Genomic DNA, 13,010 nt, shown 5'->3' with positions numbered 1-13,010 from the left:
TCAGGAGGTTCGTGCAGTTGCCGGAACGGGCGTCGGTGCCGCGGTCTTGGCCGGAGCAGCGGCCGGTGCCGGAGCCTTGGCTGGAGCAGCCGTGGGAGCGGGTTTCTGGACAGGTGCGGCAGCAGGAACAGGGGGTGCAGGCTGAGCGGTCGGTTGGGGTGTCGGCGCTTCGGTAGGGGACACGCGCGACAACTGGACGACCACGCGGCGGTTCTTGGCGCGGTTAGCCGCATTGGTATTGGGGACCAGGGGGTAGCGCTCGCCATGAAAGCGCACGGTAATCTGCGACTCCTGGAAGCCATTGGCCTTGAAGAACTCCTGAACGGCCAGGGCCCTGCGGCGTGACAGCTCACGATTGGTCAAGCGGTTGCCACTGTTGTCGGAATGACCGTCAAGCTCGACGTGATTGACGCTCGGGTCGGCCTTGATGAAATCGATCATCACCTGCAATTGAGCCTTGGCACGCGCATCGAGTTCGACTTCTTCGCCAGGAAAGCCGATCTGGGTCTGCTTCACCTGCTCGAAATTCTTGGGCAACAGTTTCGCCACGCAGCCTTGATAGTCGCTGAAAGCCTTGTTGAAGCGTACCGGCAGCAACCGGACCTCCGACACCCGCCCGTCCTCGGTGTTGCGGCGCACCACCGGGCTACGGCCTTCCATCAACCCGCTGATCAGCCGACCCGCCTGGACCTGGGAACTGTTGAACAGCACATCGCCACTGCCGAGCCTGACCGAGCCGAGATTGATGTCGCCTCGTCCCGGTTGCCACGGCGCAGCGGCGGCCAGCAAGGTCGCGGATCCGCCACCGAGCATCGGGTTATAGACCTTGAGCCGGAACGTGGCCTGTTCACCGGCCCGGCGCACGAACTCGCCGCTGCCGAAATCGGTGATCGGCTGGCTGAGCCGGCACTCGAACTTGTCACCTTCGACCGTCCACTCAATGCTCTCCAGGCGGGTCTGGAAAGTGAGCGCCATGGCGGGAAGGCTGGCAAACACACTGAGCAAGGCTAGATAACGCTGGCGCACGGGAGGCTCCACTGGCTTTTATACAGAATCGATACACGCTAAGGGCATGGCCGGGCCGGCACGCTGCACGAATTAATGACATACCTGGAAGGGCTATCGGTAACTTGTGGCAAAACTTGATAGCGGGTGCCTGCATCTGTCTTTTCCGGTAGCATTCCCCACAGTTTGACCCGCCTGGAAGCCCCCCATGTCCGACCGCCTGACCCTGCTGCGTCCCGACGACTGGCATATTCATCTTCGCGATGGTGCTGTGTTGACCCATACCGTCGCCGATGTCGCGCGCACCTTCGGGCGCGCGATCATCATGCCTAACCTGGTTCCGCCCGTGCGCAACGCCACCGAGGCCGATGGCTATCGCCAGCGTATCCTCGCCGCGCGCCCGGCCGGCAGCCGCTTCGAGCCGTTGATGGTGCTCTACCTCACCGATCGTACCCAACCAGAGGAGATCCGCGACGCCAAGGCCAGCGGCTTCGTCCATGCCGCCAAGCTGTACCCTGCCGGCGCCACGACGAACTCGGATTCCGGTGTCACCAGCATCGACAAGATCTTCCCGGCACTGGAGGCCATGGCCGAAGTCGGGATGCCCTTGCTGATCCACGGCGAAGTCACTCGCGGCGAAGTCGACGTGTTCGATCGCGAGAAGATCTTCATCGATGAGCATATGCGCCGCGTTGTCGAGCGCTTCCCGACGCTCAAGGTGGTGTTCGAACACATCACCACCGGCGATGCCGTGCAGTTCGTCAACGAGGCCCCGGCCACTGTCGGCGCGACGATCACCGCCCATCACCTGCTGTACAACCGCAACCACATGCTGGTGGGTGGGATCCGGCCACATTTCTATTGCCTGCCGATCCTCAAGCGCAACACCCATCAAGAGGCCTTGCTCGACGCCGCCACCAGCGGCAGCGCCAAGTTTTTCCTCGGGACGGACTCGGCGCCCCACGCTCGCCATGCCAAGGAAGCCGCGTGCGGTTGTGCCGGTTGCTACACCGCTTACGCCGCTATCGAGATGTATGCCGAGGCGTTCGAGCAGCGCAATGCGCTGGACAAGCTTGAAGGCTTTGCCAGCCTGCACGGGCCGCGCTTCTACGGACTGCCGGTAAACACCGATCGTATTACCCTGGTTCGCGACGAGTGGACCGCCCCCGCCAGCCTGCCCTTCGGCGAGCAGACTGTCATTCCGCTGCGCGCCGGTGAAAAACTGCGCTGGCGCCTGTTGGAGGAAACCGCGTGAGTGAAGAGCATTTCGACGACGAACTGGAGGGCAACGCGGGTTCGGGCGGCGCCCGTCACCCCATGGCAGCTCGGTTCCGGGGTTACCTGCCGGTGGTCGTCGACGTAGAAACCGGCGGTTTCAACTCCGCCACCGATGCGTTGTTGGAAATCGCGGCGACCACCATCGGCATGGACGAAAAAGGCTTTGTGTTCCCCGATCACACCTACTTCTTCCGCGTCGAGCCGTTCGAAGGCGCCAATATCGAAGCGGCGGCCCTGGAGTTCACCGGGATCAAGCTCGACCACCCGTTGCGCATGGCGGTGAGTGAAGAAACCGCGCTGACCGACATCTTCCGTGGCGTGCGCAAGGCGCTCAAGGCCAACGGCTGCAAGCGTGCGATCCTGGTTGGCCACAACAGCAGCTTCGACCTGGGTTTCCTCAATGCCGCCGTCGCACGCCTGGACATGAAGCGCAACCCGTTCCACCCGTTCTCCAGCTTCGACACCGCGACGCTGGCCGGCCTGGCATACGGCCAGACCGTACTGGCCAAGGCCTGCCAGGCTGCGGACATCGATTTCGACGGCCGCGAAGCCCACTCGGCCCGCTACGACACCGAGAAAACCGCTGAGCTGTTTTGCGGCATCGTCAATCGGTGGAAGGAAATGGGCGGCTGGCAGGATTTCGACGACTGAAATCAATGCCACAGACACTGTATTTCAGTTTAAAACTCCCATAAAAAAAAACCGGCCCATCGAGGGGCCGGTTTTTTTTATGCCTGATTCGCTTACAGCTTGTCGCCGTGCTCACCCAGGTAGGCGGCAACGCCTTCCGGAGAAGCGGTCATGCCTTTATCGCCTTTTTTCCAGTTGGCAGGGCAGACTTCGCCGTGTTCTTCGTGGAATTGCAGCGCGTCGACCAGACGGATCAGCTCTTCCATGTTGCGGCCCAGTGGCAGGTCATTGACGATCTGCGAGCGGACCACGCCTTTGTCGTCGATCAGGAACGCGCCACGGAAAGCCACGCCGCCTTCGGACTCCACGTCGTAGGCCTTGGCGATTTCGTGCTTCATGTCGGCCGCCATGGTGTATTTCACCGGGCCGATGCCGCCGCCGTTGATCGGCGTGTTACGCCAGGCGTTGTGGGTGAAGTGCGAGTCGATCGAAACGGCAACCACTTCAACGTTGCGAGCCTTGAAGTCGTCCATGCGGTGATCCAGCGCGATCAGCTCGGACGGGCAGACAAAGGTGAAATCCAGTGGGTAGAAGAACACCAGGCCGTATTTGCCTTTGATGGCCGAGGACAGGGTGAAGCTGTCGACGATCTCGCCATTGCCGAGAACGGCAGGAACGGTGAAGTCAGGGGCTTGCTTGCCTACGAGTACGCTCATTGGATATCTCCTGGTGTAATAACGTGAAAAACTCAGGTTCGCGCCAGCCTGTCACCCTCAAGCGACAGCCCTGTGACACGAACCCACTTCGCAAGGACCGACCATCATACACCGCACGTTTGGCCTGTCCTCAACGGATTTTGGGCGTTATTGAAAAATCGCCAGAGTGCCACTAAAAAACCGTTCGTCAGCTCGGCACCGCTCTAGCCCGAGTACCTCGGAAACCACTTTGACAATCATTCTCGTTAACATTAAGATCCGTTGCACTTAAGCCACAACCAGCGACGGTTCTTACTTATGTATGTTTGCCTCTGCACTGGCGTCACCGACGGACAGATCCGCGAAGCGATCTATGAAGGTTGCTGCAGCTATCGCGAAGTCCGCCAGGCCACTGGCGTAGCCAGCCAATGCGGCAAATGCGCGTGCCTGGCCAAGGAAGTGGTACGTGAAACCCTCGCCAAGGTGCAAACAGCCCAGGCTTCGATCCCCTACCCGGTAGAATTTACCGCCGCCTGAACACGACTTTTTAAAGAACCGGACTCCATGTCCGGTTTTTTTATGCCTGAAAATCAAAAGCTTAGCTTCCAGACGCGGAACACAAACATTCTTATTCCGATTAATTTTCATTTATTATTCAATAACTTAGGTTTGACACTCGGAAATACGCAGCTCAAACTCTGCCTTATACACAGCTATTACAGGGCAGGCCTCATCATGAAAGGCGACGTTACAGTCATCCAGCATCTCAACAAGATCCTTGCCAATGAGCTGGTCGCGATCAACCAGTACTTTTTGCATGCACGCATGTACGAAGATTGGGGCCTGAACAAGCTGGGCAAGCACGAGTACCACGAATCCATCGACGAGATGAAGCACGCGGACAAGCTGATCAAACGCATCCTGTTCCTCGAAGGCCTGCCCAACGTCCAGGACCTTGGCAAGTTGCACATCGGCGAACATACCCGGGAAATGCTTGAGTGTGACCTGCGTATCGAACGAACCGGCCATGCCGACCTGAAAGCGGCCATCGCCCACTGCGAAAGCGTTGGCGACTTCGGCAGCCGCGAACTGCTCGAAGACATTCTCGAGTCCGAGGAAGAGCACATCGACTGGCTGGAAACCCAACTGGGCCTGATCGACAAAGTGGGTCTTGAGAATTACCTGCAATCGCAGATGGGCGAAGAATAACTTCCTCAAAAGCGAGCCACTAAAAAGCCCCGCCCCTCTTTCGAGAGGCGGGGCTTTTTATCGCCTGGATTTCAAGGACAACTCAAATCCATTGTGGTAGCGAGCCTGTTGCAGGCTCGCTACCACATGTGTTCGGGGTGAATCAGGCTTCGGTCTTGGCCGCTGCTTTGGCCACTGCTTCCTTGATCGTGGTCTGCAGGGAGCCATCGGCAGCCATCTCGACCATGATGTCGCTCCCGCCAATCAGCTCACCGGCAACCCACAGTTGTGGAAAGGTTGGCCAGTTGGCGTATTTGGGCAGGTTGGCACGGATTTCCGGGTTCTGCAGGATGTCCACGTAAGCGAACTTCTCGCCACATGCCATCACCGCCTGGGCAGCCTTGGCCGAGAAACCGCACTGTGGCGCATTCGGCGAGCCTTTCATGTAAAGCAGGACAGTGTTGTTGGCAATCTGGTCTTTAATGGTTTCGATGATATCCATGGAGCACCTCGGCTTAAACTTCGCGACTCAAGTCGTCGACACGGTGGCGCATTGTAACGGAAAGCCGAGCAAGGTGCTCGGTCTCCTCCAGGGACAAATTCACGCAGCCGCCACTGTCACCGGTACGCCATTGAGCGCCGCGTTGCCGGATAACTCATCGAGCTGACGATCATCGGTCAGGTCGTTGGCGCTCGTGCCAGGCTGAGCGCTGGCAATGCTCATCTGCACCCCTGGGCGGGCGTGCCCCCAACCATGGGGCAGGCTGACCACGCCTTTCATCATGTCGGGGCAGCCTTGCACCTCGACTTCAATCATGCCTACCCGCGAGCTGACTTTCACCCGCTGACCATCGCTCAGCCCACGACTGGCGAGATCATCCGGATGCATCAACAGCTGATGGCGCGGCTTGCCCTTCACCAACCGATGGAAATTGTGCATCCAGGAATTGTTGCTGCGCACATGCCGGCGACCGATCAGCAGCAGTTCATCCGGCTTGGGCGCCTGAAGCGCGGCGAAACGCCCAAGATCGGCGAGAATCACTGCCGGAGCGGCCTGTACCCGCCGATTTTCGGTTTTCAACCGCGAAACCAGGTTGGGCTTGAGCGCACCGAGATCAATGCCATGGGGATGGTCGAACAGGGTGGCCAGGGACAGTTTATGTGGCGAGGCGTCTCCGTATGGCCCTGCCCGCAAGCCGAGATCGATCATCTGCGCCGGTGGCAGGGTGGGTTTGAGTGGCTTGCCGGTCCTCGCGGCGAACGCTTCGGCCAGGCCGACAAAGATTTCCCAATCGTGCAGGGCCCCTTCAGGCTTGGGCAGGATCGCCCGGTTGAAGCGGGTCACATTACGCACCGCGAATAGATTGAACGTGGTGTCGTAGTGATCGTTTTCCAGTGCCGAGGTCGAAGGCAGGATGAGATCGGCGTAGCGTGTGGTTTCGTTGATGTAGAGGTCCACGCTGACCATGAATTCCAGGCCATTCAGCGCCTGCTCCAGTTGCCGTCCGTTAGGTGTGGACAACACCGGGTTGCCGGCCACGGTGACCAACGCACGAATCTGCCCTTCGCCGTCGGTGAGCATCTCTTCGGCCAATGTCGACACCGGTAACTCCCCGGCGTACTCGGGACGGCCGGACACGCGGCTTTGCCAGCGGTTGAAATGGCCGCCCGAAGTGGTGGCGACCAGATCCACCGCCGGCTCGGTGCACAGTGCGCCACCCACCCGGTCCAGATTGCCGGTCACCAGGTTGATCACCTGGATCAGCCAATGGCACAGCGTACCGAACGCTTGGGTTGAAACGCCCATCCGGCCATAGCACACAGCTGAAGGGGCTGCGGCAAAGTCTCGGGCCAACTGACGGATCTGCGGGGCGGGCACCGCACACAGCGGGCTCATGGCCTCGGCCGTGAAGGGGGCCACGGCCCGGCGCACATCCTCCAGGCCATCTACCGGCAAGTGGCTGTCACGGGTCAGATCCTCACTGAACAGTGTGTTGAGCAAGCCAAACAACAGTGCAGCGTCGCCGCCTGGGCGTACAAAGAGATGCTGGCTCGCCATGGCGGCCGTTTCGCTGCGACGCGGATCGACCACCACCACCTTGCCGCCACGGGCCTGGATGGCTTTCAGGCGCTTCTCCACGTCCGGCACGGTCATGATGCTGCCATTGGATGCCAACGGATTGCCGCCCAGGATCAGCATGAAATCGGTATGGTCGATATCCGGTATCGGCAGCAGCAGGCCATGGCCGTACATCAGGTGACTGGTCAGGTGATGGGGCAGTTGGTCCACGGACGTGGCAGAAAAGCGGCTGCGGGTCTTCAGCAGGCCCAGAAAATAATTACTGTGGGTCATCAGCCCATAGTTATGCACGCTGGGGTTGCCCTGATAGACCGCCACCGCATTCTGGCCATGCCGCGCCTGGATATCCGCCAGGCGTTCGGCCACCAGCGCGAAGGCATCCTCCCAGGCAATGGGGTGCCACTCACTGCCCACCCGTTGCATGGGTTGGCGCAGCCGGTCCGGATCGTTCTGGATATCCTGCAAGGCCACCGCCTTGGGGCAGATATGCCCCCGGCTGAAGCTGTCCAGCGGATCGCCCTTGATCGAGGTGATCGCCAGGCCTTGGCCGTCGGTTTCAGTGGTCTCCAGGGTCAAGCCACAAATGGCTTCACATAGATGGCATGCACGGTGATGAAGAGTCTTGGTCATGGCCAGCCTCTGTTTTATTCGTGGCGGGCACTTTGGCCGCGGGAACAAAACTATGGCCCTTGTCCCCCCACCGCGCCAGCGACGTTCGTCCCGTGAATTGCCGGGCATCAGGCTTGCCGATGAAGTGGCCTCACGGCTGCTCGACGGGAGCTTCCAGCAGCTGGATTTCCTCGATGGTTTCCACCTGTTCCTGGGCAATGGGTACGCCGGTCAACTCGCCGATCAAACGCCAATGCTCGTCGAGCCCGCCGCTGACGGTCGCCATGCGATCGATCATGCGACGTCCGGTGGCCTTGATGACCTCATCGTCGCTGCGCAACAGCTCGAACGACATGGAAGTTATCGCAGCGGTGAGGTGCGTCAGGGAGCGTGCTGTCAGCCCCAGCAATTCCATCAATTGTTGCTCTTTCGAATCCATTTCGACGCTCCTGCCTCTAGGAAGCCTTTTATAACCCAGCCCCTTGCGTTAGGAAATGCTACACGTCCGACAACCTGCAGCTTCCCCTTGCCGGTCGGGCCCAAAAACCAACCGACGCCAACGCCGTGCTCGTCCCGCTTGATTGCCAAGCCGTACAACGCCAGTGTACAAAGAGCTGGCTGCTGCCAGGAAACCGGCTTCAAAACGCCCTCGTACGGAAGCGCCGGCTCCGCTGAATGCCTCTGAAGCGTGGCACTATTGGTAATACGCGACATTTAATGTCAATATCGCGCCTCCCCCTATTTTCGTCGCCCCGTGCGGCTTTTGCCGCAGGTCTCGCCCGTTTTCTTGTTGAACAAGGCTTTGAGCATCTGCGGTCAGTTACAAAAAGGTAGTCAATAATGAGCGCAAGGCACTTTCTCTCCCTGATGGATTTCACGCCCGATGAGTTGCTTGGCGTGATCCGTCGAGGCGTGGAGCTCAAGGACCTGCGTAACCGCGGTGTACTGTTCGAGCCCTTGAAAAACCGTGTGCTGGGGATGATTTTCGAAAAATCGTCGACCCGCACCCGTATTTCGTTCGAAGCCGGCATGATCCAGCTCGGCGGCCAGGCGATTTTCCTGTCCCCCCGCGACACCCAGCTGGGCCGCGGCGAACCCATCAGCGATTGCGCCATCGTCATGTCGGGCATGCTCGATGCCGTGATGATCCGTACGTTCGCCCACAGCACCCTGACCGAGTTTGCCGCCCACTCCCGCGTGCCGGTGATCAACGGCCTGTCCGATGATCTGCACCCCTGCCAGTTGCTGGCTGACATGCAAACTTTTCTCGAGCATCGCGGCTCGATCCAGGGCAAGACCGTTGCCTGGATCGGCGATGGCAACAACATGTGCAACAGCTATATAGAAGCGGCGATCCAGTTCGATTTCCAACTGCGCATTGCCTGCCCCGAAGGCTACGATCCCAACGCCGGACTCCTCGCCCAGGCCGGGGATCGGGTGACCATCGTCCGCGATCCCAAACTGGCCGTGGCCGGAGCGCATCTGGTAAGCACCGACGTCTGGACCTCCATGGGCCAGGAAGAGGAAACCGCCAAGCGCCTCAAGCTGTTCGCGCCGCTGCAGGTCAACCGGGCACTGCTCGACCTGGCGGACCCTGAAGTGCTGTTCATGCACTGCCTGCCGGCTCACCGCGGCGAAGAGATCAGCTTCGATATCCTGGAAGATCCGCGCGCAGTCGCCTGGGATCAGGCTGAGAACCGTCTTCACGCGCAGAAGGCCCTGCTTGAGTTTCTCGTCGAGCCAGCGTACCGCCACGCATGAGCCATTCCTTGCTGCTGAACCTGCACAACCTGGCTTGCGGCTACCAGGACCAGCGGGTCGTCCAGAACCTCAACCTGCACCTCAACGCCGGTGATATCGGTTGCCTGCTCGGCTCGTCCGGGTGTGGCAAGACCACGACGTTGCGTGCGATTGCCGGCTTCGAGCCGGTGCACGAAGGGGAAATCCAGCTGGCGGGGGAAACCATTTCCCGTGCCGGCTTCACCCTCGCCCCGGAAAAACGCCGCATTGGCATGGTGTTTCAGGACTACGCCTTGTTTCCCCACCTGAGCGTGGCCGAGAACATAGCCTTCGGCATTCGCAAGCATCCGGACAAGGATCGTGTGGTCGGGGAGTTGCTGGAGCTGGTCAACCTGAAGAATCTGGGCAAGCGCTTTCCCCATGAACTGTCCGGCGGCCAGCAACAGCGTGTAGCGCTGGCCCGGGCGCTGGCACCGGAGCCGCAACTGCTGCTGCTCGACGAGCCGTTCTCCAATCTCGACGGCGAGCTGCGACGCAAGCTCAGCCATGAAGTACGGGACATTCTCAAGAGCCGAGGCACCAGCGCGATCCTGGTGACCCACGACCAGGAAGAAGCCTTCGCCGTGAGCGATCATGTCGGCGTATTCAAGGAGGGCCGGCTGGAACAGTGGGATACGCCCTACAACCTGTACCACGAACCACTGACCCCCTTCGTCGCCAGCTTCATCGGCCAGGGTTATTTCATTCGCGGCCAGCTCGAAAGTCCGGAGTCGGTCAAGACCGAGCTGGGCGTGCTGCGTGGCAATCGGGCGTATACCTGGCCCATCGGTGGCGCAGTGGACGTACTGCTACGGCCGGACGATATCGTCTATGCGCCAGACAGCCCGCTCACCGCCAGGATAGTCGGCAAGACCTTCCTGGGCGCGTCGACCCTGTATCGCCTGCAACTGCCTACGGGCGCGCAGCTGGAGTCGATCTTCCCGAGCCACGCCGATCATCGGGTCGGGGCCGATGTTGGCATCCGCGTGTCGGCCGAGCACCTGGTGCTGTTCCAGGCCTCGGGCAGCATAGCGGCGCATCTACCGCCGGTAGAAAGCGGTGTGCGGCGGTACAGCACGGCCAGCTGAAACCGCAGAATGCGAAGCCATTGTGGGAGCGAGCTTGCTCGCTTCCACGACGGCTCCATTGACTGGATGAGTCACCCCAGCGACAAGGTTCCACTGGCTACCAACGTCGCATTCCCACCGATCTTCACTCGCTCCCCTTCCAATCGGCAGAACAAAGTCCCACCCCGGGCCGAACATTGATAAGCCGTCAGCCCCAGCTTGCCCAGGCGCTTGGACCAGTAAGGAATCAGGCTGCAATGAGTCGACCCGGTTACCGGGTCTTCGTTGATGCCGATCGCCGGGGCGAAGTAACGCGAGACAAAATCATGCCGGCTGCCTGGCGCGGTAACGATGGCGCCGGGCCAGGGCAATTTCGCCAGCGCCGCCATGTCCGGCTTGCAATCGAGGACCGCCTGTTCCGATTCAAGCACCACGAACAGCTCGTTGAAACCCAACACATCCACCGCCTCGACGCCCAGGGCACTCTGGACCGCCAGGGAAGCTCCTACTTCGCCGGGCATCCTGGCAGGAAAATCCAGCCACAATCGATCACCCTCGCGGGTAACGCTCAACTGTCCGGATTTGCAGGTGAAATCCAGCCGCTCGACGGGTTCGTGATAGATTTCAAACAGTACATAAGCACTGGCCAACGTGGCGTGCCCGCACAACGGGACCTCGGTGGTCGGAGTAAACCAACGGATATGCCATTGCAGGCCCTCGCGCACCAGAAACGCGGTTTCGGCCAGGTTGTGTTCCGCAGCGATGTTCTGCATCAAGTCATCGGCCAACCAGGCATCGAGCCTGTAGACCATCGCCGGATTGCCGCCGAACGGACGGTCACTGAACGCATCGACCTGATGAAACGCAAGCTGCATGGCACTTCTCCTTTTTATAGAGACATCAGCATGAGGGGGAACGACGTCGGTCATCCAGAGACAGATCGGCGAATATTTCACCCTACAGAGGATGAAATATCTGACAACCACTCCCGCTCATTCGTGCCGAATAGCGTTCCGCCCACTTCAGGCCCTGCCGATTCCCGCAAATGCCGCCCCGGTATGCTCCGCCAATACCGAAGGCGCCAGCTCCACTTCCAACCCACGTCGCCCTGCACTGACAAATATGCTGGGGAACGGCTGGGCGGAACTGTCAATAAACGTGCGCAGGCGCTTCTTCTGGCCGAGCGGGCTGATACCGCCGAGCAGATAACCGGTTGAGCGTTGCGCGGCGGTCGGGTCGGCCATCTCGACTTTCTTTACGCCGGCGGCATGGGCCAGCGCTTTCAGATCCAGGGTGCCTGCCACCGGCACCACTGCCACCAGCAACTCACCTTTTTCGCTGGCCGCCAATAACGTCTTGAACACCCGTGCCGGATCCAGCGCCAGTTTTTCCGCCGCCTCCAGGCCATAGGAGGCGGCCTTCGGATCATGTTCATAGATATGAATACGATGCTCGGCGCGCACTTTTTTAAGCAGATCCAATGCGGGGGTCATGACCGCTCCTGACAAGAAATCAAAAAAGAGTGAGCAGGATTCTAAGTGATCGACAGCCAAAAGGCTTCGGGACGTGCCACCCGTTCATGCCAGAACCGGCCAGAGCAGGATTCATTCATGCCACGAATAGTACAAATGTGACCGGTGGTTCATTTTCGACCTTTGACAGCCGCGTTTCTTGTCTATATTTTTTCGAAACTGAAAGCAACAATTCATGTCTATACGCAACACCCCGAGTTCAGGATGGGGATCCTGCCTCGGTGAAAAACGCGTCATCGGAGTCTTCTCCAGGGCGCGGACAACAACAAGACCGAGGTTTTGCATGACCACCGATTTACAACAGCCGTCCCTTTCCAGCCAATGCCTGGCCGAATTCCTGGGGACTGCCTTACTGATCTTTTTCGGAACCGGCTGCGTTGCAGCGCTCAAGGTCGCGGGTGCCAGTTTTGGCCTTTGGGAGATCAGCATCATCTGGGGCGTCGGCGTCAGCATGGCGATCTACCTCAGCGCGGGCATTTCCGGCGCACATCTGAATCCCGCTGTCAGCATCGCACTGTGTATCTTCACTGACTTCGAAAAACGCAAACTGCCTCTTTATATGGTCAGCCAGGTGGGCGGCGCCTTTTGCGGCGCGTTCCTGGTCTACCTGCTGTACAGCAATCTGTTCTTCGATTTCGAACAATCGCGCCAGATGATCCGTGGCACGCAAACCAGCCTCGAACTGGCCTCGGTGTTCTCGACCTACCCGCATCCGGCACTGTCCACCGGCCAGGCATTCCTGGTGGAAACGATCATTACCGCCATCTTGATGGGGGTGATCATGTCCCTGACCGACGATAACAATGGCCTGCCTCGCGGCCCGCTGGCACCGCTGTTGATCGGCCTGCTGATCGCAGTGATCGGCAGCTCGATGGGGCCGCTGACCGGCTTCGCAATGAACCCGGCACGGGACTTCGGCCCCAAGTTGATGACTTTCTTCGCCGGCTGGGGTGAAATTTCCCTCACGGGCGGACGCGACATTCCGTACTTCCTGATTCCGATTTTTGCACCCATTGCCGGTGCATGCCTGGGCGCCGCGGCTTATCGCGGGCTCATTGCCCGACACCTGCCCAGCGCCACCCATGCTACAAAGGACGCAATCGCTGCCATTGACGGCAAGGCCAGAACCTCTTGAAACAGTCGGTGC

At 59.9% G+C, this 13,010-nt stretch carries 14 protein-coding genes; 7 read left to right on the top strand and 7 right to left on the bottom strand.

Annotated features, from left to right (window positions below; all coding sequences use genetic code 11):
- The gene (locus EGM97_RS04660; protein WP_238961120.1) at positions 1-1,026 is read right to left on the bottom strand and encodes a flagellar protein MotY; all 1,026 of its coding nucleotides are present in this window, start codon (positions 1,024-1,026) and stop codon (positions 1-3) included.
- A gap of 187 nt (positions 1,027-1,213) precedes the next feature.
- Between EGM97_RS04660 and pyrC the strand changes: the two genes are divergently transcribed.
- Positions 1,214-2,260: a dihydroorotase gene (gene pyrC / locus EGM97_RS04655; RefSeq protein ID WP_238961119.1), complete on the top strand. Its 1,047-nt coding sequence runs from the start codon at positions 1,214-1,216 to the stop codon at positions 2,258-2,260.
- Positions 2,257-2,934, top strand: coding sequence for a ribonuclease T (gene rnt, locus EGM97_RS04650; protein WP_238961118.1), 678 nt, complete (start codon positions 2,257-2,259; stop codon positions 2,932-2,934). Before pyrC ends, rnt begins: the two co-directional genes overlap by 4 nt.
- Positions 2,935-3,026: 92 nt before the next feature.
- On the opposite strand, the gene EGM97_RS04645 is transcribed toward rnt, so the two are convergent.
- Entirely contained in the window at positions 3,027-3,629 is a 603-nt protein-coding gene (locus EGM97_RS04645) for a peroxiredoxin (protein WP_238961117.1), read from the bottom strand.
- 297 nt (positions 3,630-3,926) lie between these two features.
- On the opposite strand from EGM97_RS04645, the gene EGM97_RS04640 reads away from it, so the two are divergent.
- Both EGM97_RS04640 and bfr read left to right on the top strand, forming a co-directional pair.
- Positions 3,927-4,145 (top strand): bacterioferritin-associated ferredoxin, encoded by a 219-nt coding sequence (locus tag EGM97_RS04640; RefSeq protein WP_003178704.1) that lies wholly within the window; start codon positions 3,927-3,929, stop codon positions 4,143-4,145.
- 198 nt (positions 4,146-4,343) lie between these two features.
- Positions 4,344-4,817 (top strand): bacterioferritin, encoded by a 474-nt coding sequence (gene bfr, locus EGM97_RS04635; protein WP_041020241.1) that lies wholly within the window; start codon positions 4,344-4,346, stop codon positions 4,815-4,817.
- A gap of 142 nt (positions 4,818-4,959) precedes the next feature.
- Here the strand turns inward: bfr and grxD are convergent, their stop codons facing one another.
- The 3 genes from grxD to EGM97_RS04620 all read right to left on the bottom strand — a co-directional run bounded on the left by grxD (position 4,960) and on the right by EGM97_RS04620 (position 7,924).
- Complete coding sequence (grxD, locus tag EGM97_RS04630; protein WP_238961116.1) at positions 4,960-5,298, bottom strand: Grx4 family monothiol glutaredoxin; 339 nt, start codon at positions 5,296-5,298, stop codon at positions 4,960-4,962.
- A gap of 99 nt (positions 5,299-5,397) precedes the next feature.
- Positions 5,398-7,506 (bottom strand): molybdopterin oxidoreductase family protein, encoded by a 2,109-nt coding sequence (locus EGM97_RS04625; protein WP_238961115.1) that lies wholly within the window; start codon positions 7,504-7,506, stop codon positions 5,398-5,400.
- Between the two features lie 130 nt (positions 7,507-7,636).
- The gene (locus EGM97_RS04620) at positions 7,637-7,924 is read right to left on the bottom strand and encodes a hypothetical protein (protein ID WP_238961114.1); all 288 of its coding nucleotides are present in this window, start codon (positions 7,922-7,924) and stop codon (positions 7,637-7,639) included.
- A 401-nt stretch (positions 7,925-8,325) separates the two neighbouring features.
- On the opposite strand from EGM97_RS04620, the gene argF reads away from it, so the two are divergent.
- Both argF and EGM97_RS04610 read left to right on the top strand, forming a co-directional pair.
- Positions 8,326-9,246, top strand: a complete 921-nt coding sequence (gene argF, locus EGM97_RS04615; RefSeq protein WP_238961113.1) for an ornithine carbamoyltransferase — start codon at positions 8,326-8,328, stop codon at positions 9,244-9,246.
- On the top strand, positions 9,243-10,352 hold the full coding sequence (locus EGM97_RS04610) for an ABC transporter ATP-binding protein (RefSeq protein WP_238961112.1): 1,110 nt from the start codon (positions 9,243-9,245) through the stop codon (positions 10,350-10,352). Before argF ends, EGM97_RS04610 begins: the two co-directional genes overlap by 4 nt.
- Positions 10,353-10,423: 71 nt before the next feature.
- Here the strand turns inward: EGM97_RS04610 and EGM97_RS04605 are convergent, their stop codons facing one another.
- On the bottom strand, positions 10,424-11,206 hold the full coding sequence (locus EGM97_RS04605; RefSeq protein ID WP_238961111.1) for a PhzF family phenazine biosynthesis protein: 783 nt from the start codon (positions 11,204-11,206) through the stop codon (positions 10,424-10,426).
- Positions 11,207-11,353: 147 nt separating this feature from the next.
- Positions 11,354-11,824: a Cys-tRNA(Pro) deacylase gene (gene ybaK / locus EGM97_RS04600; protein WP_238961110.1), complete on the bottom strand. Its 471-nt coding sequence runs from the start codon at positions 11,822-11,824 to the stop codon at positions 11,354-11,356.
- Positions 11,825-12,146: 322 nt separating this feature from the next.
- Between ybaK and EGM97_RS04595 the strand changes: the two genes are divergently transcribed.
- Positions 12,147-12,998 (top strand): MIP/aquaporin family protein, encoded by an 852-nt coding sequence (locus tag EGM97_RS04595; RefSeq protein ID WP_238961109.1) that lies wholly within the window; start codon positions 12,147-12,149, stop codon positions 12,996-12,998.
- The last annotated feature ends 12 nt before the right edge of the window (positions 12,999-13,010 follow it).

This window comes from Pseudomonas sp. AF32 (assembly GCF_022342325.2).
Lineage (GTDB): Bacteria > Pseudomonadota > Gammaproteobacteria > Pseudomonadales > Pseudomonadaceae > Aquipseudomonas > Aquipseudomonas uvaldensis.
This window is presented reverse-complemented; position numbering and strand designations above follow the sequence as displayed.